General features: G+C 70.4%; 15 protein-coding genes and 1 pseudogene. 8 read left to right on the forward strand and 8 right to left on the reverse strand.

The features are described from left to right. Positions 1-407 precede the first annotated feature (407 nt). Entirely contained in the window at positions 408-3,917 is a 3,510-nt protein-coding gene (locus QA861_RS18605) for an FG-GAP-like repeat-containing protein (RefSeq protein WP_334589451.1), read from the forward strand. A gap of 319 nt (positions 3,918-4,236) precedes the next feature. On the opposite strand, the gene QA861_RS18610 is transcribed toward QA861_RS18605, so the two are convergent. Further along, positions 4,237-6,099, reverse strand: coding sequence for an ABC transporter ATP-binding protein (locus QA861_RS18610; protein WP_334590616.1), 1,863 nt, complete (start codon positions 6,097-6,099; stop codon positions 4,237-4,239). Between the two features lie 294 nt (positions 6,100-6,393). Beyond that, positions 6,394-6,618 carry a hypothetical protein gene (locus QA861_RS18615; RefSeq protein WP_443041505.1) on the reverse strand — a complete coding sequence of 75 codons (225 nt, stop codon included), beginning with the start codon at positions 6,616-6,618 and terminating at the stop codon, positions 6,394-6,396. 53 nt (positions 6,619-6,671) lie between these two features. Between QA861_RS18615 and QA861_RS18620 the strand changes: the two are divergent. Further along, positions 6,672-7,352, forward strand: a pseudogene (locus tag QA861_RS18620) (ArsR/SmtB family transcription factor); the annotation flags it as partial. 9 nt (positions 7,353-7,361) lie between these two features. Further along, entirely contained in the window at positions 7,362-7,889 is a 528-nt protein-coding gene (locus tag QA861_RS18625; RefSeq protein ID WP_334589452.1) for a glutathione peroxidase, read from the forward strand. A gap of 104 nt (positions 7,890-7,993) precedes the next feature. On the opposite strand, the gene QA861_RS18630 is transcribed toward QA861_RS18625, so the two are convergent. The 5 genes from QA861_RS18630 to QA861_RS18650 form a co-directional block, all read right to left on the reverse strand. After that, on the reverse strand, positions 7,994-8,311 hold the full coding sequence (locus QA861_RS18630; protein ID WP_334589453.1) for a DUF6087 family protein: 318 nt from the start codon (positions 8,309-8,311) through the stop codon (positions 7,994-7,996). Positions 8,312-8,382: 71 nt separating this feature from the next. Then, the gene (locus QA861_RS18635) at positions 8,383-9,516 is read right to left on the reverse strand and encodes a methyltransferase domain-containing protein (RefSeq protein ID WP_334589454.1); all 1,134 of its coding nucleotides are present in this window, start codon (positions 9,514-9,516) and stop codon (positions 8,383-8,385) included. After that, a complete protein-coding gene (tgmB, locus tag QA861_RS18640) occupies positions 9,516-10,481 on the reverse strand; it encodes an ATP-grasp ribosomal peptide maturase (protein ID WP_334589455.1) in 966 nt (321 codons plus the stop codon). Before tgmB ends, QA861_RS18635 begins: the two co-directional genes overlap by 1 nt. A 3-nt stretch (positions 10,482-10,484) precedes the next feature. Further along, the gene (gene tgmA, locus QA861_RS18645; protein WP_334589456.1) at positions 10,485-10,781 is read right to left on the reverse strand and encodes a putative ATP-grasp-modified RiPP; all 297 of its coding nucleotides are present in this window, start codon (positions 10,779-10,781) and stop codon (positions 10,485-10,487) included. Between the two features lie 161 nt (positions 10,782-10,942). Then, the gene (locus QA861_RS18650; protein WP_334589457.1) at positions 10,943-11,542 is read right to left on the reverse strand and encodes a hypothetical protein; all 600 of its coding nucleotides are present in this window, start codon (positions 11,540-11,542) and stop codon (positions 10,943-10,945) included. Between the two features lie 161 nt (positions 11,543-11,703). Between QA861_RS18650 and QA861_RS18655 the strand changes: the two genes are divergently transcribed. The 5 genes from QA861_RS18655 to QA861_RS18675 all read left to right on the forward strand — a co-directional run bounded on the left by QA861_RS18655 (position 11,704) and on the right by QA861_RS18675 (position 17,101). Next, the gene (locus QA861_RS18655) at positions 11,704-12,978 is read left to right on the forward strand and encodes an NsdA family TPR-like regulatory protein (protein WP_503461737.1); all 1,275 of its coding nucleotides are present in this window, start codon (positions 11,704-11,706) and stop codon (positions 12,976-12,978) included. After that, positions 12,975-13,544, forward strand: a complete 570-nt coding sequence (locus QA861_RS18660) for a GNAT family N-acetyltransferase (protein ID WP_334589459.1) — start codon at positions 12,975-12,977, stop codon at positions 13,542-13,544. Before QA861_RS18655 ends, QA861_RS18660 begins: the two co-directional genes overlap by 4 nt. Before the next feature lie 41 nt (positions 13,545-13,585). Then, the gene (locus QA861_RS18665) at positions 13,586-14,059 is read left to right on the forward strand and encodes a hypothetical protein (RefSeq protein WP_334589460.1); all 474 of its coding nucleotides are present in this window, start codon (positions 13,586-13,588) and stop codon (positions 14,057-14,059) included. A 100-nt stretch (positions 14,060-14,159) separates the two neighbouring features. Beyond that, positions 14,160-15,062: a MerR family transcriptional regulator gene (locus QA861_RS18670; RefSeq protein WP_443041506.1), complete on the forward strand. Its 903-nt coding sequence runs from the start codon at positions 14,160-14,162 to the stop codon at positions 15,060-15,062. A 263-nt stretch (positions 15,063-15,325) separates the two neighbouring features. Then, entirely contained in the window at positions 15,326-17,101 is a 1,776-nt protein-coding gene (locus QA861_RS18675; protein WP_334589462.1) for a DUF8823 domain-containing protein, read from the forward strand. A gap of 122 nt (positions 17,102-17,223) precedes the next feature. On the opposite strand, the gene QA861_RS18680 is transcribed toward QA861_RS18675, so the two are convergent. After that, the gene (locus tag QA861_RS18680; RefSeq protein ID WP_334589463.1) at positions 17,224-20,460 is read right to left on the reverse strand and encodes a D-alanyl-D-alanine carboxypeptidase; all 3,237 of its coding nucleotides are present in this window, start codon (positions 20,458-20,460) and stop codon (positions 17,224-17,226) included. Between the last annotated feature and the right edge of the window lie 45 nt (positions 20,461-20,505).

Here is a 20,505-nt window from a genome sequence, read left to right on the forward strand (position 1 = left end):
CGCATGGTCGACCGACCCCTCCCCGTAACCACACGCCATCGGCAACGTCCGGGCCCATGACGGAAACGGTCGCAGTGATGGCACATGGTGATCAATGACGGGTCGAAATTGACCCCTTTCGGAGATCCGCGTCAAGATCGGATAAGTTTGTGTTAGCTATGTCACTAGCCAAAATCAGACAAAGAACGGCAAAGAATCTCCATTTCCGGATGCTGCTTACGGCCCCCCTACGCCCCGCCTGCATCGGGGTGTTGATCTCGACGGGTCGGCTTGCACATACTCCAACCGTCCGAAAACGGGGGGTCGCGCGTTCGCACGGTGGGACAAGCCAGGCCCGAGGACAACCCGAAGAGCCATGCCGCAGCGGCCTCACCGCGACGCGGCCCAGCGTGTTGGAGAAGGGTTCCTTGAGCGACCACGAAAGCGCCGCCGCCGCATCCGGCGAAGCGACCACCAGTGCACCAACACCCCCTGGAAGACGGGGAGTTAGACGCGGCGCAGCCATCGCGGTCGCCCTCGCGCTACTGGCCGGCGGGGCCACCGTCCTGGCCCTGAGCGACGACTCGCCGGCCACGAAGAGCTCACCCGGGGCGGACGCGAAGGCCAAGCCGGCGAAGAGCGCGGTCGGCGCCGAGGACGCGGCCCAGCGAAAGGCGCGCAGGACCGGCAAGAAGGTCGAAGTCGCCGCGCTGACCGACGAGTTCTCCCGGACCTTCGCCAATCCCGACGGCTCCTTCACCTACACGGCCTCCGTGGCGCCGGTGCGGGCGAAGAACGCCCAGGGAAAGTGGGCCCCGGTCGACACCTCGCTGCGGGAGGGAAAGGCCGGCTGGTCCACCGTGAACAGCCCCCATCCCGTGACTTTCAGTTCGGGAGACCCGAGCCGCCCCCCAAGTGAAAGTAAATCCAAGGTAAACAGCGCGGGTATTTCTGGTAAATCGCCGGTCAATGCCGGGGCGTCGGCCGTCAACACCGCCGTCTATCGCGCCACGAGCGATCGCGCGGCCGTCGCCGTACCGGCCGCCGACGACGCCGAACCCGCCTGGACCTCGCTCCTGACGATGTCCGTCGAGGGCCACGACGTCCAGGTCGAGTGGCCCGGCACACTCCCGGAGCCGGTCGTCGAGGACAACCGGGCGCTGTACGAGGGGGTGTTCCCGGACGTCGACCTGATGCTGACCGCGCGGGACAGCGGGTACACCCACGTCCTGGTCATCCACACCCCGGAGGCCGCCGCCGCGCTGGCCGCGAACCCGCCCCGCTACCGCTTCACCTCACCCACGCTCGCGTTCTCGCTCGACCCGTCCACCGACGTCATGCGGGGCGAGGACAAGGACGGCAACGAGATCACCGTCTCGCCCACCCCGTTCCTGTGGGACTCGGCGGGCACGCACGACACGGACACCCCGACCGCCGACCCGGACGCCGCCACCGGCACCAACGAGGACCCCGAGGACGTCGAGAAGGCCGAAGCGGTCGCGCAGGCCGACCCCGTCGCCTACGCCCTCCCGGCCGCCGCCTCGAACGAGACCCTCGCGCTGCCCGCCGTCAACGGTCCCGGCGAGGGCGGCCACGCCACCACCGCCGGGGCTTCCCTGAACCAGGTCAGCCGCGTCCTGACCATCACCCCGCCGGGCGACTACCTCGACCGGACGGGCGCCAAGGCGCCGGTCTACCCGCTGTTCCTGGACCCCTCGACCTCCGCGCTACGGTCCAACTGGACCAGCGTGTACAAGAAGTACCCCAGCTCCAGCTTCTACGACGGCGCCAACTACAACCAGGACACCAAGGAGGCCCGCGTCGGCTTCGAGCGTGACACCTGGGGCACCTCGCGTTCGTTCTTCAAGCTCAAGCTGCAGAAGACCATCACGGGCGCGGACGTCTCCAGCGCCACCCTGAAGGTCCTGGAGACCCACTCCTGGTCGTGCAGCAAGCGCACGATGCAGCTGTGGCGCACCGGTTCCTTCTCCAGCGGCACCACCTGGAACAGGCAGCCCAGCTGGAGCAAGAAGATCACGTCCAAGTCGTTCGCCTACGGCTGGAAGTCCAACAGCTCCTGCCCCGACACCAACGTCAACTTCACCGTCACCTCGCTGCTCCAGGACGCCGCGGACAACGGGTGGAGCTCCTTCAACGTGGGCATGGTGGCCTCGACCTCGTCCTCCGCGCCGACCACCTCCGCGTCGAGCCTGGAGACGGACACGTACTCCTGGAAGAAGTTCCAGGCGGAGGGCAATGGTTCGCCGACGATCGCCGTCACCTACAACCGCAAGCCGAACGCCCCGACCTCGGTCACCATGAGCCCCGGCTCCTGCGACACCAGCGCGTCGCCCTACATCAACCTGGGCAAGACCGTTCCGACGATCAGCGCCAAGGCCACCGACCCCGACAGCGACCTCGCCAGGCTGGAGTTCGAGGTCTGGCGCGAGGGGTCGTACGACACCACCCACAAGTACTTCTCCGACTCGGTGGACGACGGCGAGACCGCCTCGGTCAAGCTCGACTCCACCAGGTTCGCGCTGGCCAACGGCAACAACTACGTGTGGCGGGTGCGTTCCTGGGACGCCAAGGTCAGCAGCGTGTTCTCGCCCACCAGCGGCTCCGGGTTCTGCCGCTTCCACTACGACAGCGATCTCCCCGACTCGCCCACCAACGTCACCTCGGCGCAGTTCCCCGCCGACAGCGACAACGACAACAACGGCGAGGTCTGGTCCACGGTCAAGTTCGGCACCGCCGGGAACTTCACCTTCACCAAGGGCGCCGACAGCGACATCGTGAAGTTCGTCTTCTCGATCAACAACACCACCTACGACCACTACGCCTGCGCGGGCACCAAGCAGGGCACGGGCGCGGCCACCTGCACCACCGTCATCACGTCGACGGAGGACTACACCGGGATGCAGCCGCCCTCGGCCGGCCCCAACACCCTCTACGTGAAGGCCGTCGACTCGGCGGGCAACATCTCCCCCAACCCGTACAAGCACTCCTTCTACGTCACCCCGCGCCCGACCGCCGACAGCGCCGGTGACCTCAACGGCGACGGTTCCCCCGACTACGGGCACGTCACCGCCGCGGGCAACCTCTGGATCGACACGACGGACCAGAACGGCAAGTGGAGAGCCAGCACCTGGGGCACGCACGCCAACGGGACGCTGCTGGCGGACGCCGCCACCGCCCCGCACATCTGGAACGGCGACGCCGCGAACCCCGTGTACGCGCTGGTGACCCACAACGGCGACTTCGCCCCCGGCGACGGCGTCACCGACTGGGTCGTGCGCACCCCGGACAACCGGCTGTTCATCTACCCCGGTGACGGCTACGGCGCCGTCAACGTCAGGGAGCGCGTCGAGGTACGGCTGCCCGCCAACATGCCCGCCCCGTCCACCTGGTCGGAGATGAAGGCAGCGGGCGACCTCACCGGCGACGGCCGGCCCGAGCTGTTCGTCGCGGGCGGGGTCGGCGGCGGCGAGCTGTGGATCCTCTCCGGGTACACGGGCGGCGCCTTCACCACCGCCACCCAGCACACCACCACCTCCTGGGAGGGCCGCGACTTCGTGGCCATCGCCGACTACAACGGCGACAAGGCGATGGACCTGACGTACCGGACCACGGCGGGCAACATCGTGCTGCGCAAGGGCATCCTCGGCAGCGACGGGGTGAGCACGGTCCTCAGCAGCCTGGGCACCTCGGGCGGCAGCCTGGACGGCGACTACGTCTACGGCGCCACCGCGTTCACGACCGCCGCCTACCCGCTGCTGTACGGCAGCCCGGACATCTCCGGCGACGGTGTCCCGGACATGCTGGCGACCAACTCGGCCGGCGCCCTGCTCATGTTCTCGGGCTCCGCCACGGCCAACGACGCGTCCCCGGACACGCTGGGCGCCGACGGCTGGACGACGGTACAGCGCCTGGGCTGACGCCAGGGGCACACGACCGAGGGGCCCTTCCGTCCGGTGACCGGACGGAAGGGCCCCTCGTCGTCTCCCCGGGGGGTGCGTCAGGCGGTCGGTCTCACCGTCGCCGGCGCTGTTGTCGCCGACGCCTCACCCTTCGCCAACGGCCACCCCATGTGCGTACCGAAGATGGTCAGCTGGATCCGCAGGGCACCCGACAGGTCCACGCCCCCGTACAGGGCCCAGGAACCGGACGCCGAGCCCGTCCCGTCGCTCGATCCCCGAGGTGCGCTTCCTTCACTTTCCTCACATCACACTCTTGTGATGTGGATCACTTCCCGACTCACTGTTCGCCGTCCAGCCGGTACTGCTCCGACTGCACCAGATACATCCGCCGGAACAGCCCCGGCCCGTCACCGTCGGCCCTCAACAGGTCCGCGAACGTGCCGTGTTCGGCGACCCGGCCCCGTTCCATGACGTAGATCTCGTCCGCGTGCCGGACGCTGTGCAGCCGGTGGGTGATCAGGATGATCGTCTGGCCCGCCGCGGCAAGGCTGCGGATCTGGTCGAAGACGCGCTGCTCGGTCTCCGCGTCCAGGGCGCTCGTCGGTTCGTCGACGACCAGGATGCGGGCGTCCCGGTGCCGGGCGCGGGCGATACCGAGGCGCTGCCACTGGCCGCCGGAGATCTGGTGGCCGCCCTTGTAACCGCGGGCTAGGAGCGTGTCCCAACCACGGGGCAGGGCGGCGATGGTCTCGTCGGCGCCCGCGTACTCGGCGGCGGCGTGCAGGAGTTCGTCCTCGTGCGGGGCGTCGGGCCGGCCGATGGCGACGTTGACCCGGGCGGTGAAGGGCCAGCGGTAGAAGTCCTGGGCCACGACGGCGATCCGGTCGAAGAGGTCACCCCGGTCGAGCTCGGTGGAGTCGACCCCGTCCCAGAGGATGCGGCCCGCGTCGGGCGCGTACAGCCCGCACAGCAACTTGGCGAGAGTGCTCTTCCCGCTACCGTTGTTGCCGACCAGCGCGATGATCCGGCCGGCGGGGATGGTGACGTTCACCGCGTCGAGGGCGGGGTCGGTGTCCGTGCCCGGGTACGTGAAGGAGACGTTCTCGAAGCGGATGGCGTTCACATGCGCGGGCAGCGGGCGACCGGTCTCCGGGATGAGCCGACGGTCCGCCTCCTGGCACAGCCGCTCCAGGTCGGCGACGAACAGGCTCTCCTCGTAAAGGTAGTTGAGCTGGACCACCAGTCCCTCCAGGTTGGCGGAGCCGGTCCGGATGGCGATGACCGCCGTACCGGCGACGGCCAGGTCCATGGCCCCCGTCCACAGCAGCAGCCCGAGCACGCCGTACGCGGCGGCCGTCGTGATGCCCGTCCACCCCGACGCGATCAGCCCGGTACGGGCGGCCAGTGAGGCGAGCCGGGTCTGTTCCCGCTCCCCCGTCTCGGCCATGGTCCTGAAGTGCCGCAGCAGAAACGGCCCGATGTTGTGCACCCGCACCTCGGACGCGGCCTGCGTGTCGATCAGCAGCCGCCCCAACAGCTGCCCCGCGCGCGCGTGTTGGACCCAGGTGTGGAAGGAGACGTACCGGCGGCGGGCGATGGTGAGCGCGCTCCAGGCGCTGGGCAGTGTCATCAGCGCGAGGAGCGGGAGGAGGGCCGGATGCAGCACGGTGAGCACCCCGGCGGCCGCGGCCAGCGCGATGCCCGCCGTCATGACGGACGTACAGAAGCGGATCATGCGGCGCGCGGACTCGGCTCCGTACTGGGCGGAGTCGAGCAGTTTGTGGAACTCCTCGTCCTCCACGGCGGCCAGCTCGACCCGGGCCACCCGCTCCAGGTACTCCTCGGTCGCCACCCGGAACACCTTCGGCTCCAGCCGCCCGGTACCGGCGGTGGACGCGGACCGCAACAGTGCCCCGACGATCGCGGTGACCGCGACGACCACCAACGCCGGTACGGCGTCCCGCAGTCGGTCGGTGGTGTCGCCGCCGCCGAGCAGCTGGGTGAGCACCCGGTTGACGGCGACGAGCCCTACCGCCTGCGCCACTCCCCCGCCCAACTCGGCGACCGCCACCCGGCGCAGGGCGCGCGGGTCGGCCCGGTGGGCGAGCCGGACGGTGGCGCCGATCAGCCGGGGCATCCGCGCGACCATGGTCCGCAGCCCCAGCTCCAGGAACGACCCCTGATGCTGGTTCCACCCCATGTCGTACCTCAACGGCCCCCCGAAGAGCAGCCGTTCGGACTCGGAGACACCGTCGTCGTCGGCACCGGGTTCGTCGGAGGCCGGTTCGTCGGAGGCCGGTTCGTCGGAGGCCGGTTCGTCGGAGGCCGGTTCGTCCGTGCCGGGCTTGTCGGAGGCGGGTTGTTCCGTATGTTCGTCACGCGTCGTCATCCGAGTGGGTCCCCCTTGGCGAACCGGTCGCTCGTGAACGGTCAGACGGTCACGCCCAGTTCTTCCCCAGCCTCACGCACGGCGCACCCGGCGACGGACCCGTTCTCAGTTCGAACTCCCCCGATCACCCCCTCCAGCAGCCGCCGGATCATCCCCGAACCACCCCTGCCGGAGTTCGCCGTCCGATCCGGGGACCGCGGTCCCGCGCCCCTCCCGTCGCCCCGCCGCCACCAGCCCCGCCGTCACGCACACCGACCCCGCCGCCATCACCGTCATCGCCGTTCCCGGAGAGGTGAGTTGAGCGATCGTGCCCGCGAGGGCCGCGCTCACGCCCTGCATCGTGAGCACGCCTGGCTGACCGCCCACCTGCCCGCGTACCGCCGCACCTCGTCCGCTCCCGCCCCGGCCCGCTCCCCGCCGCCCTCGCCGACCGGGACGACCTCCCCCGACGCGCCGCGGACCTCCTCACCCACATCTGGGAGGAGGCCGTACTCCCGGACTGGGACCGGCGTCGGCGCGTCCTCGAAGCCGACGTGGTCGCGCGGACCGCGCGGGTCGGTCAGGACGGCTGGGCCGCCGTACTGGACGCCCTGCGCCCCGGCACCCGCTGGCTCGACGGCGACCGGCTCCAGGTGAACGTGCACGAGTACCCGCCCCGGGAGATCTCCGGCGCCGAGCTGGTCTTCGTCCCCGTGACACCGAAGGCGGGGTGGGTGTCGTGGGAGGCGCCGGAGCGGTACGCGGTCATCTATCCGTGCGCGGGCGCGCTGGCGGGCCGGGACGGTCGCCGTGGCACCGCGTCCGCCGCGCTCGGGGCGCTTCTCGGACCGGCCCGGGCCGCAGTCCTCGTACTCCTCGGCTCGCCGCACAGCACCACCCAGCTGACCGCCGTGACCGGGCAGACGCTCGGCTCGGTCGGACGGCATCTGCGGGTGCTGCTGGACGCCGGGCTGGTGGAGCGGCGGCGGGCGGGGCGGTCGGTGCTGTACTCGCGTACGGCCTCCGGTGAGGTCTTGGTCAAGGCTCCGGGGGCGGAGCCCGGGCCCGACACCTACCGGAGCTAGCATCCGGTTATGACCACAGATGCCACTTCCCCCGCCTCCTCTCCCTCCCCCGACTCCCCCCTCGCCGTCGAGATCGGCGCCCTCACGGGCGGTTCCGCGGACCTCGCCCAGTACGCGGGCAAGGCCGTCCTCATCGTCAACGTCGCCTCCAAGTGCGGGCTGACCCCGCAGTACGCGGGGCTGGAGAAGCTCCAGGCGCGGTACGCCGACAAGGGCTTCACCGTGCTCGGGGTGCCCTGCAACCAGTTCATGGGCCAGGAGCCCGGCAGCTCCGAGGAGATCGCCGAGTTCTGCTCGGCGACGTACGGCGTGACCTTCCCGATGACCGAGAAGGTCGAGGTCAACGGGGACGCGCGGCACGCCCTGTACGACCGTCTGGTCGGTTTCGCCGACGGCGAGGGCCACACCGGTGACATCCGCTGGAACTTCGAGAAGTTCCTCGTCGGCCGCGACGGCCAGGTCGTCGCCCGCTTCTCCCCGCAGACCGAGCCGGAGACGGACGAGCTGGTGAGCGCGGTGGAGAAGGCCATCGGCTGACCCTGTCCGCCCTCCCTCCAGAGGCCGGGCCCCTGCCAGTCTCAAGGGGGGCCCGGCCATCCGTCACGGGGGTGCGGACGACCGGGGCCGGCCTGGTGCGTTCGTCAGCGCCGGTGGAACACCTCGGTCGGCCGCCAGGGTTCGGGCATCGGGGGCAGCTTGCTGAACGAGGAGAGTGCGACCCGTTCAGCCAGGGATGCCGCATCCTCACCGGTCTCGCTCGCAGCGGCCTGGAAGTCGGCTGCGACACCCGCCGGCGTCCACTGGTGCCCGTCCCACTCCTGGACGCCGCGCGGGGCGTCCGGGGCGACGTGGGCCCCCTGGTCCGGTTCCTCGCCGAGCGGGGTGGCCCGACGCTCCCCGGGCACGGGACGGCGTTCCTCGCGCCGTGCCGCCCATTCCTCAAGGGGCTCGTCGTCCATGGGGGTTGCTCCCTCCTCATCGGCTGTGTCCAGTCTGCCGGGCCGGCGCCACGGCCGGGACCCTTACGGGCTTACAACGTTGCCGACCACCCGCCGCGCGCCAACGTCGTCTCTCCCTCAGGGGTGATGGTGACCCTTGCCCCGTACACGGGCAGTTCGCCGTGCTCGACCCACCTCCACCGGATCTCTTCGAGCATCGTGTAGAGGCGGCGCGGACCGCCCTGGTGGACGGTCGTGGTGCGGCTGCCGGGCGTGGTGTGGGCGCGGGCCCACGACCCGTCGGGGTGCAACATCCACGTCATCCGGCCGCCGTCGTCATCGGTGCCGTTGCGGTGCTCGATGCCGGGGGCGGTGAGGGAGAGCATCGACCACACTTCCCATGCCTGCATGACGTCGAGCACCGGGAACGGGGATGTGGTGACTTCGTCCCCGTCCTGGTCGCTGACCCGCTTGTACAGCTCTTCGAGCTGGGGCGGGTAGTCGTCGCTCGTGCGGGTCGCCATGAACGCGGCCCGGTCCCACTCGATCCGGCCGGTGGCCCCGCCGTCGTCGTGCTTGTCGGCGGTGAGGATCAGCCCGGTTGCGGCGATGGTGGTCACGAGGCGCCCGCCCGGCCGCAGCACGCGCAGCCAGGAGGCCGGGACGCGGGGCATGGACACCATGGACACGATCCCGTCGTACTCGCCGGGAAGCGGCCCGGCGGCATCCTGGGTGAGCACCTTCGGGTTGTGGCCGATGGCGGCGAGCCGGTCCGCGGCGGCCTCGGTCAGGTAGGCGTCGACGTCCACGGTGGTCACGTAGTCGTCCCCGAGCCACGCGCACGCCAGGGCGGCGCTGTACCCGGAGCCGGTCGCCACGTCCAGGAAGTCCCGGCACTCGCTGAGCCTCCCGTGCGTGAGCATGCTGACCACCAGGCTCGGCAGGGTGCTGGAGGAGGTAGGCCGCCCGGTCACCGCCTCGCCGTCGGGGGCGTGGTCGGCGTGCACCGGGCCGACCCGCGTCACGAGGGTCCGGTCCGCGTACGAGGCGCCGGCCCACTCCGCCTCGTCCGCGGGGCCGTCGGCAGGCGTCCAGCCCTCGGGGCCGGCGGCGTACCAGCGGGGCACGCACAGGTGCCGGGGCGTGGCCATGACCGGCCCGTACAGCGGGGAGGTGGGGTGCACCACCTCGCGGGCGAGCGCGGCGGCGTGCTGCTGCCAGTCCATCAGGTGACTCCTTGCAGTTCATCAGCGATCGCCGCAGCGATCGGCTGCCCGGTCGCGCCCTGTATCCAGTCCCATTGCCCGCACGGATTCACCTCAAGGAACCACCACCTCCCGGAGGGGTCAACGACGAGGTCAGCGGCCCCGTAACGGAGGTGGAGCCGGTCCATCAGGCCGCGCATTCCGGCCACCACGTCGGGAGGAACCGTCGTGGTGGTGTAGGCGAGCGAGCCGTAGTCGGATCGCCAGTCCTCGTGTGCGGCCTCGCTGTCAGCGTGGATTTCGGCGGCGAACATGCGTCGGCCGACGACAGTCAGGCGGACCTCGTGGCTCTTGTCGAGCCAGGCTTGGAAGAGGTGGGCGGTCGTCTCGATACCGCGTAGGTCGGCGAGATCCTCCGGGGTGAGGCGGCGGGTGTATACGGTTTTGAGCTGGCCGTCCTCGATCAATACCGGGGACGACACGGGCTTGCAGATGAGCGGGCCGGGGAGTTCGGCGGCGAACTGCCGTACCGCCTCGGGCCGGTTCGTGATCAGTGTGGGTGGGATGCGCAGCCCGCAGGCGCGGGCGGCGTCGAGTTGGACCGGCTTGTACTCGGCCCGGGCCATGAAGGTGGGGTGGTTGACCCATCGGCAGTCGAGCGCGGACAGGACGCCGCCGAGCCCGGACCGGGCCTGCGCGGCGGCGAACCGCTCTTCCGGGGCGGTCATGCCGCCGGGGAACTGGAATGCCCCGGGGGCGCGGTAGTACACCCCGCCGACCCGGGACAGCTCCACCGTGCGGTGCGCGGTGGCCAGTTCACCCGCCCATCCGTGCCCCCGGTCGATCCGGCCCGTCAGCGAAAGCTGCTGAGGGAAGTCCGCGGTGTCCATGCGGAACACCTCGACCCGTCGGTCGGTCAACTCCGTGACTACTCGATCGGTCGGCCAATCGTCGTTGGCCGCGATCACCAGGACAGGCAGGGACATGTTCTAGTCCTTCGGTCCTTCGTCCAGCGGCGGCGGGTTCGTTGTCGAGCCGTCCGGCACAGTCGGGCTGTGGGTGTTGGCCATACAGGTCAACAGGCCGCCGTCAGACGACACGTTGACCTGTTGTCCCGCGTCGTAAAAGGAGGCCGGGATGGTGACGGCTCCGGTCGAGTCCGGCGTGCGGGCGAACCGCAGGGCCCAAGGCCGCGTGTCCGGCCCGGACGGCGCCTCGGTGCTCAGCGGAAGCCTGCCGGCGGCGAGCGGGAACGCTTCCCGCGCCCGGTCCAGGGTGGTGGTCACAGGTGTCTCCTTCGGTCTGGTCTGCCAGGGAAACCCGGCCGGGGCTGAGTGGAGCGACGAGGCAGCCCCGGCCGGGGGCTTTGAGAGGGCCGCCCGCCATCTGAACCGGCGGGCGACCCGTGTTGGTCCGCCTCGGAGGGAGGGGACCGGCCGGCGCCGGTCTATGCGGCGGGTGTGGGCGGCGCGTTGTCCGCCGCCACTTGCCGGAACCGGCCGACCGCGACGAGCTGGGACACCACGTCCGGGACCGCGAGGGCACCGGGGCCGTCCATCGAGACGCACCAGTACGAGCGCACGCCCTCCGGTTCGGTCGCGTCGGGCCTTGGCACGCCGAGGAAGGTGTTACTCCCGAGGAACTCCGCCTTCGGGGCAAGGGGAGAGGTCTTCCACTCCCGGCGCTGCCCGGTGCTCACAGGGACGAGGACGTAGTACGACTGGGCGAACTGGTCCATGAACACGGGAGCGCCGTGCAGTGCCTCCGCGAGGAAGTCGTCGACCTCTGCCGTGTTCTCCGTGGCAGCCGCGGCGCACACCAGGTCGGTCGAGAGCCGGACCGCACCGAAGAGGCCACCGCACCGCAGAAGCGCGATGCCGTTCCTCTGCTCCCACGCCGCCCGGGCCTCCTTCACTGCCGCCAGGAGCCAGGTCCCCACCGCGAACTCTCGGTCCTTGCGGGAGTGCACGAGCACGCCCGCCCCGGTCTCCACGGGGGTGAGTACTTCATGGGGGACGGCGGATTCTGCGTCTCTGGGGTGGGGCATGGGGGGCTCCCTGGTCCACGGTCGTACTCGTCTGGGTACCAAGACAACCGCCGTACCGCCGCTGTGGGGATGCCGTATCGACCGGGGACTGCCCGCGAGCGCCCTGCCGTTTTGACTGTCGCTTTACTCGACGCTTCGGCGACGCCCTCTAACGTTCTGTTATGCCAGGGACACGGAACGACGCGCTCGCATCATGGATGCAGAAGCACGGAATGCTCGTCAGCGAGCTGACTTCCCTGGCCAACACAGAGATTGAGAATCTGACGGACCGTTACGGAACGGTCCACGAGAGACACATCTTCAAGCTGCTCAGTGGCGAACACCGTTCGCCCAACGCCCTATTGAGGGCGGCGCTTGAGAAGGTCACAGGTCGGACAACCGCAGAGTTAGGCTTTGCCCCTCGGGGGAGTAAGAAGTCAAACCCTTGCCCCGCACCCGAGGACGACCCCTTGTATCGCCGCACTTTCCTCGCCGCGGTCACCGCGGCAGGCGTCTCTGCTAGCACGCCGACCGTCACAGGGACCCGGCGTCACCGCCTCAACTCCGATGACGTCGAGGTGTGGAAGGCCGAACTCGTGGCCTGGACCACAGCGGAGAGCATGTACGGCGGTACCTCGGAGCTGGAAAAACGAGCCGAAGACGTCACCGACGAGGTGATCAGCCTCCAGCAGGCGAACAACGCGTCCGCGCGGATCCGCTCTGAGCTTTACACTGTTGCCGCAGCCTTCTCCAACAGCGCCATGTGGGCGGCCATCGACGGCCAGCGCTTCGAGTCAGCCGAACGCCACCTGGACAGAACCATCCGCCTCGCCGGTCTGTCCGGCGACCCGGCCACCGAGTTTCGCGTATGGAGCCACGCCAGCGTTCTGTTCCGGCAACTCGGCCGCCCCGCCGATGCCTTGGCCGCAGCCGAGAAGTCCCGGGCATGCTCCATCACCCGGCGCGACCCGCTGTTCGCCTCGCTGTCGATGTCCCGTATAGCGCTCAACCACGCCGAACTCGGCGATGGCAGAAGCGCCATGCGCTATCTGGACCTGGCGCAGAAGGCACTCGAGCGCGCCGATCCGAACAAGCACCGCCCGACCTGGATCGACTACTACGACCAGGCCGAACTCGACCACCTCGCCATGGCGGCGAGCATGCGGCTGGCCCACTGGCCCGAAGCCGAGAAGCATGCGCACCGCAGCCTCGCGTACGTACGGCCCGACCTGAAGCGCAACATGGCCCTCGTACGCGCGAACCTCGCGGGTGCGCAACTTGGCCAGAGAGACCTCGAACAGGCCGTGGCCACCGCTCAGCGCATCCCTGAGGGAATGATGAGGCACGCCCGGGTCCGTGAACTCCTGGACCGCTTCACTGAGCAGGTCACCACTCTCGCTCCCCGCAATCACGAGGCCCGCGACTGGCAGGCCCTCTACCGAACGGCGGTCGCATGACGGACACCGGCTCCCTGAAACTCCTCCGCACCAGCGACATGGAGAAGCACCGCCAGCTCATTCTCGACATCCACGTAGAAGTCCGAACCGAATTCGGGCTGATGGACAACCCCTTCAACGCCGTGGAACGGTTCGACGAGCGCCTGGCCAGCTATGCGTCCCGGGACGGCTGGGAAGTCGTCATCGCCTACCAGGCCGATGAGCCGGCCGGCTACATCTTCGGCTCACCACTCATGCGCGGATCCCTGTGGTGGTCCTCCATGCGACAGCCCCAGCCGGATGAATTCACTAGGGAAACGGGAAGCCGGACGTTCGCCGTCCAAGAGGTCCTGGTCCGCGAGGCATTCCGCGGCACCGCAGGGGCAGGAACCTCCCGGCTGTTGCACGAGACGCTCCTCGCCGAGCGCGATGAGGAGCGCGCCACGCTCCTGGTCGATCCCACGCGGTCCGAGGGACGACTGAAAGCGGTATACGAGTCGTGGGGGTACCGGGACATCGGCGCTCAGCAGCCGTTCGACGACTCCCCGGTTTTCGCCACGATGCTGCGCGACCCGCTGCGCCAGTAGCCGGAGCGCCGCGCCCCTGACATCAGAAGAGGGATCACAGCATGCGCATAGGGATCACCGGACACCGCGGACTCAGCAAAGACGTAGAGCAACAGGTACGCGCGATGCTCGACGAGGCCGTACGCGGCTTTGACGCCACCGATCTGACGGCCGTGTCGTGCATCGCCGACGGCCCCGACTCCTGGTTCGCCGAAGCGGTTCTGAAGCACGGCGGACGGCTTGAAGTCGTCGTCCCCGCCACCGAGTCCCGCGAGACCCTCCCGGAGCGGCACCACCCCGTCTATGACGAGCTGTACGCCAGCGCGGTCGATGTCCACGAGACCGGCATGACCGAGTCGACCTCCGGGGCGCACCAGGCGGGCAGCGAGATCCTGGTGGGCCTGGCGGACGAGCTGATCGCCGTGTGGGACGGGAAACCGGCCCGGGGGTATGGCGGGACAGCGGATGTGGTTGCCTACGCCGAGCGGACCGGCGTACCCGTGACGGTCCTTTGGCCTGAGGGCGCCAGCCGCTGACCGGCACGAACAGCGCCGCCCGCGCCCCTCGTCCGTACGAGGTTGACCTTGCCCCTGGGGCAGGGTCGAGCGTCCTGTGTCACCGGGCCGAGCGTGCCCGGTGACGGAGGATGGCGGCGTGGACGACTACCGGGACGACGAGCTGCTCACCATCGGCGCGTTCGCCGCGCGGGCCCGGCTCTCGGCCAAGGCTCTGCGGCTGTACGACCGGCTCGGGCTGCTCGCCCCCGCGTACGTCGACGAGACTAGCGGCTACCGCTACTACCGGCCGGCGCAGACCGAACGCGCCCGGCTGGTGGCCCTGTTGCGGCAGCTGGACATGCCACTCGCCCTGATCGGCGAGCTGGTGACCCAGGCCGAGCTGGACGGGCCCGCCGCCGCAGAGCGGCTCGCCGCCTACTGGGCGGACGTCGAGGCGCGGATCGCGGGTCAGCGCACACTCGCCGGCTACCTCCGTGGACGACTGTCGGGGAGGAGCTCCGAGATGGACGAGCTGTACGGAACATTCGTGGTCGAGACCGTGGACGTACCCGAGCGGGTGGTGCTGACGGAGAAACGGCACACTCTCGTGGATGAGCTGCCCGCGTGGATCGGGGCGTCGCTGGGGCGCCTGGAGGCAGGGGCCCGGGAGTGCGGGGGTGTGAGTGCGGCGCCGTTCGTCGTATACCACTCCGAGGTGTCCATGGAGAGCGACGGTCCGGCCGAGTCGTGCGTTCCGGTCGCCGACGCGGCCGCCGCGCGCTCCTGGGCGAAGACGCACGGACGGTCCTGGGCGACGGCGGTACGGGTGGAACCGGCCCGGCGGCTCGCGTACACGCGGATCACCAAGGCGCAGGTGGCCCATCCGCAGATCATCGCCGCCTTCGAGGCCGTGGAGCGGTGGATGGCCGGGCGGGGAATCGAACCGGCGGGGCCGTGCCGCGAGGTGTACTTCGCGGACTGGGACGCGGCGGGACCGGACGACGCGGTGTGCGACATCGCGTTCCCCGTGAATGTGTCCTGACAGGTGTCCGGAAGGGCGCGGCCGGAATTATCCGGTCGCGCCCGCCCGGGAACCGTCCGAAGCTGGTAAAGCTCTTTCCCGTCATGCCCCGGTCACCACCCGGTCACGTGGGGCCCTGCAAACCAACGGCCGGGGTGCCATTAGCGTCTACCCCGTTGGATACCTCCACAGGGCAGACACCACCAGTCGTCCGCGCGCGCCCGAGCCGAACGGAAACGGAACTTGCAGTGGCCTTTGCCGAGCTGACCCCACGCCGACCTGCCATGCGCGCCGAGAAGCCCACGCAGGCACGTGAGGTGTGGCACGAGCGTCACCGGGTGGCACTGACGGTGACCGCGTCCGCGGTGCCGTTGTACTTCGTGTGGTGGGCGGTGTTCGCGACCGGCGGCGGCGACCTGGCCGCTCAGGTGGCGTGGGCCGAGTTCGCGAAGATGTACCCGGACTCCGCGTACAACCTGTTCTGGTACGGCGGACTCCACGCGGCCAACTACAGCCTGATGTCGCCGTATCTGATGGCCGCCATCGGGGTCGTCGCGGCCACCATGCTGTCGGGGGTCGCGGCCACGCTGCTCGGCGCGGAACTCGTGGCCCGGACGGGCGTACGCAAGCCGCTGTGGCCGGCCCTGGCGGTGGGGTTCTCGCTGTGGTGCCAGGTGATCTCGGGGCGCTCGACGTTCGTGCTGGGCACGGCCTTCGGGATGGCGGCCGTGCTGGCCGTGGTGAGCGGGCGCGGCGCACGGCATCTCGGCTTGGCCGCCGTGTGCGCGACGCTGGCCACCACCGGCAGCCCCGTCGCCGGTCTGTTCGTCCTCGTCGTCGGCGCCGCCTACTTCCTGTCGCGCGACTGGGGCCGGGCCGCGGCCCTGCTCGTGCCGCCGGTGGCCGTCGTGGGCGTCACGACACTGCTGTTCCCGTTCGAGGGCGAGCAGCCCATGCCGTTCAGCCGCATATGGCCGCCCGTCGTGCTGTGCGCGATCGTCGTCCTGACGGCCCCGAGCACCTGGCGCACACTCCGTCTGGGCGCCATGGTGTACGCGGCCGGTGTGGTCCTCTGCTACCTGATCCCGACTCCGATCGGTACGAACGTCGAGCGGCTCTCGGAGCTGGCGGCCCCGGCGACACTGCTCGCCATCATGATGTACCGGACCGAGCGGCGACAGCAGGAGCACCAGGAGCAGCAGCAGGGTGAGGAGCCCGGCGGGGAGCGGGACGGGGACGGCCACGGGGTCCGTCTCGGGGAAGCCGCCGTTCCCCGGCTGCCCCTCCCCTGGTTCACGGCCCGGCGGCGCATGGTGGCCCTCGGGCTCGCGATGGCCATCTCCGTGAGCTGGCTGTCCAGCAAGACCATCGCCGACATCGTCACCAACACCACGGTGCCCGAGTGGGCCGTCAAGACGGACGGCGTCGTGAACGAGCTGAAGCGGCTGGGCGCCGAGGAGACGCGCGTCGAGGTCGTACCGGCCCGCGACCACCGCGAGGCCGCCATCCTCGCCCCGTACATCAACATGGCCCGCGGCTGGAACCGGCAGGCGGACGTCGAGCGGGGCCGGCTCTTCTACGAGGGCCACGCCGGCACCGCGGAGCCCGAGGGCGGCTTCTCCGCCGCGGCCTACAAGGCCTGGCTCTCCCAGTGGGCGGTGGGCTTCGTCGTCCTCGTCAACGGCGAACCGGACGGCCCGGCGAAGCTGGAACACGCCCTGGTGACCAGCGGGCCGAGCTATCTCCAGCCGGTCTGGGAGGACGCCAACTGGAAGATCTACCGGGTCAAGAACGCGACCCCGCTGGTCGACAAGCCCGCCTCCGTGGTCAGCGCCGACGGGGCCAACATGGTCGTCCGGATGCCGAAGGCCGGCGCGGTGACCGTACGGATCGCGTACTCGCCGTGGCTGTGGGCGGAGGACGGCTGCCTGACGGACGAGGGCGAGTTCACCAAGCTGACCGTCGAGCAGCCCGGTGACGTCCGGATCAGCTCGACGTACGGCGGCCCGTCCCGGGAGACGGCGTTGCAGTGCGAGAAGGAAGCGGACGCGAACAAATAACGACGAGGCAAGCGAAGAGACAAGCGAAGAGACACAGCAACGCCCGCCCCAGGTCGTACGACCTGGGGCGGGCGTTCCTGTGTGCCGTGCTCGTGGTGCGCGTACCGCGTACCGCGTACCGCTCAGCCGATGCGCGTCAGCTTCTTGTCGAAGCCGGGCTCGGCCAGGTCCTTCTGGAGCTGTACGGGGACCTTCACGGCGCCGCCGTCGCCGTCGCCCACGGTGAGGGTGCCCACCGCGGTGCCCGCCTTCGCGGAGTGCGGCAGGTCGTCGGCGGCGGCGAAGGACAACTCGACCTTCCGCCCGGCCCAGCCGATCGCCGTGACGTCCTTCGACAGCACGACCGGTGTCTGCCCGCCGAGCCCGTCGTCGACGTACCCGACGACGTCACCCTTCTTCAGGATCTTCGACGAGAGCAGTGCCTCGCGGGCGGCGATCATCGCCGTCCGGCTGACGTTGTTGACGGTGTCGATGATCGGCGCCGTGTGCTGGCCGAGGACCGCGCCGACGACGATGGCCGTCTCCCCGCCGACCTCCTTCGTGGCGGCGAAGAGCAGGTTGCCGCCGGCCGCGCTGGTGGTGCCGGTCTTGATGCCGATGCCGCCGTCGGCCGGGATGACCTCGTTCCAGTTCCGCCACTTCTTGCCCGTCGGGTCGACCCAGAAGGGCTGGCTGGTGATGGCCATCAGGGCCGGCATCTTCACCAACTGGTTGCCCAGCTTCACCTGGTCCTCGGCGGTGGAGACGGTGGTCTCCTTGAGGCCGGAGGCGTCGGTGTAGGTGGTGTTCTTCATCCCGAGTTCCTTGGCGGTGGCGTTCATCTTCTTGATGAACGCCGCCTCGGTCCCGTCGTCCCAACGCGCCAGCAACCGGGCGATGTTGTTCGCGGACGGGATCATGACGGCCGACAGCGCCTGCTTCAGGGTGAGGGTGTCGCCCGTCTTGACGGTGTCCAGGGTCGACTCGCCCTTGCCGTCCGTGTTGTAGCCGCCCTCCTTCTCGGCGGTCGCGTCGATCTTGATCTTCGGACCCTCCTCGCCGACCTTCAGCGGGTGGTCCTTGAGGACGAGGTACGCGGTCATGGCCTTGGCGACCGAACCGATGGCGACCGGCTTCTGCTCGCCGAACTTCCCCATGGTCCCGATGCCGTTGACATCCATCCAGCCCTGCCCCTCGGACGGCCACGGCAGCGCGGCGGCCGTCCCGTCGAAGGTGTAGGAGTCCTTGGCGGTCAGGGTGAGTTCGGGGGCCGGCAGCGGACGCAGAGCCTGTACGACTGCAAAGACGATCGCCAACAGGATGGCGACCGGCGTCCAGATCTTGACGCGCCGCGCGATCGTCCGCACCGCGGTGTCCCGGGGCGGCGGCGTGTTCGTCAGCTCGGCGAGCAGATCCAGCGGCGGCAGGGGCGGCAACGGCTGCTGCGTCGTCCGCTCCGGCCCGACCTGCGGGATCGCGGCAGTGGCATCGGCGGGGGTCACCTTGGCCGACTGCGCGGCCGGAGCCTTGGCGGGCCCACCGGCAGGCGGAACAGCGGGCGGAGCCTTGGCGGGCCCACCGGCAGGCGGAACAACGGGCGGCGCCTTACGGGTGGCCGGATCGTCCAGCTGCCTGAGCGCTACGAATTTGCTGGTGCGCTCAGCAACGGACTCACCCTTCTCCTCCGCACCCGAGTCGTCAGCCTTGGGCTCACCGGCCCCCTTGTCGGCGTGGGCCGGGAGGTCCCCCAGCTTGAGCATCGTCGTCGGCTGATCGACCGCCGGCACGACGGGCGGCCGGGCAACCTTGAAGACGGCGGTGGGCTGATCGACGGGGGGCTCGGGGGCAGGAGCGTCGGTGGGCTTGTCGGGGCCGGGGGCCGGTTCGGCGTCGGCATCGTCAGCACCGGCGGCGGAGTTGCCGCCGTCATTGGCGTCGGCCTCCGCGTCGGACTCGGGCCCCGAATCGGCCGCGCTCCCGGACTGGGCACCGGTGCCGGACTCGGACTTGGTCCCGGACTCGGACTTGGCGCCGCCCACGTTCTCGGCCCCGGCTCCGTCTACGGAACCGGACTTGGGCGTGGGCTCGGACGCGGGCTCGGTCTTCGGCTGGGACCTGGCTCCCGACCCAGAGCCGGGCCCGGTCCCGGTGACGGGCGAAGACGTAGACATAGACGCTGTGCCGGTTCCGGCGGCCGTACCAGTGCCGGACTTGGTTTCCGGCGCGGACTCGGCGCTGTTCACGCTCCCGGACCTCGCGCCGACGGCAGAGCCGGACTTGGGCTCGGTCTTCGCCCCGGAGCCGGCCCCGGCGCCGGTGCTGGGCGCAGACGCGGGCGCGGTGTCGGCCCCGGTTGCCATCCCCGTACCGGACTTGGCTTCCGGCGCGGACTCGGCGCTGTTCACGCTCCCGGACCTCGCGCCGACGGCAGAGCCGGACTTGGGCTCGGTCTTCGCCCCGGAGCCGGCCCCGGCGCCGGTGCTGGGCGCAGACGCGGGCGCGGTGTCGGCCCCGGTTGCCTTCCCCGTGCCGGACTTGGCTTCCGGCGCGGACCCGTTGCCTGTTGCCGCCTTCTGCTTCTCGGCCCCGGCGAGGGGTGCCGTGCCGGACGCGGACGTCGGAGCGGTATCGGCCCCGATTGCGGTTCCGGCGGCGGACTCGGACCTGGTTTTCGGCGCGGGATCGCTGCCGGTTTCCGGGTTCTGGTTCTCTTCCGGTTCGCTCTTCCGGGTGCTCTCCGGCTCGGAGGAGACCTCGGCGGCGTCGGCGGATGCCCCGTCAATGGCCTCAGGGGCCGCCTCTGCGGCCTCGGGGGGCTCGCCTGGCCCTGCGACGCCTGCGGCACCCGCCGCGGGCTTCTCGTCGCCCTCAGGGGCGTCGGCCGGAGTCTCCGCGTCCGGGGTCGGGTTGGCGTCCGCATCGGGGCCGGGCTTCTTGGCGGCACCCTCGACGCCCTCGTTCTCGCCCTCGCCCTCGTCCGCGCCGGAGACCCACGCGGCCACCGCCGCACGCAACCGGGTGCTGCCCGTGCCGTCGGTACCGCCGGCCGAGCCGGACTCGGCGGCCTCCGCCGCGGCCTCGGGCTCGCTCTCCGCCTCCGGGGCCGTGTCCGCCGTACTCACGTCATCGGCGGAGCCGCCCGCGTCCGCCGGGAGTTGCGGCCGCTGGAACACCCGTGTCGCCATGTCCACGCCACCGCGCGCCGGGGACTCCCGGTCCCGGGCCACCGCGAGCCGTGGGTCACGGGCCCCGGCGCCTGATTCACCCCTGGCCCCGGGAACCGGACCCGCGCTCCCCGACGTCGGGTCTTCCGACGACTCGCGCTGCTTCGACCTGTCGGGGGACTCGCCCGCCACCGATGCCTCCTTGATGCGCCGCACGCTCACCGTGCGTGTACCGAACCGTGGACCGTCAATCGCCGCCCG

Origin of the sequence: Streptomyces sp. B21-083 (assembly GCF_036898825.1) — a bacterium.
Classification (GTDB): domain Bacteria; phylum Actinomycetota; class Actinomycetes; order Streptomycetales; family Streptomycetaceae; genus Streptomyces.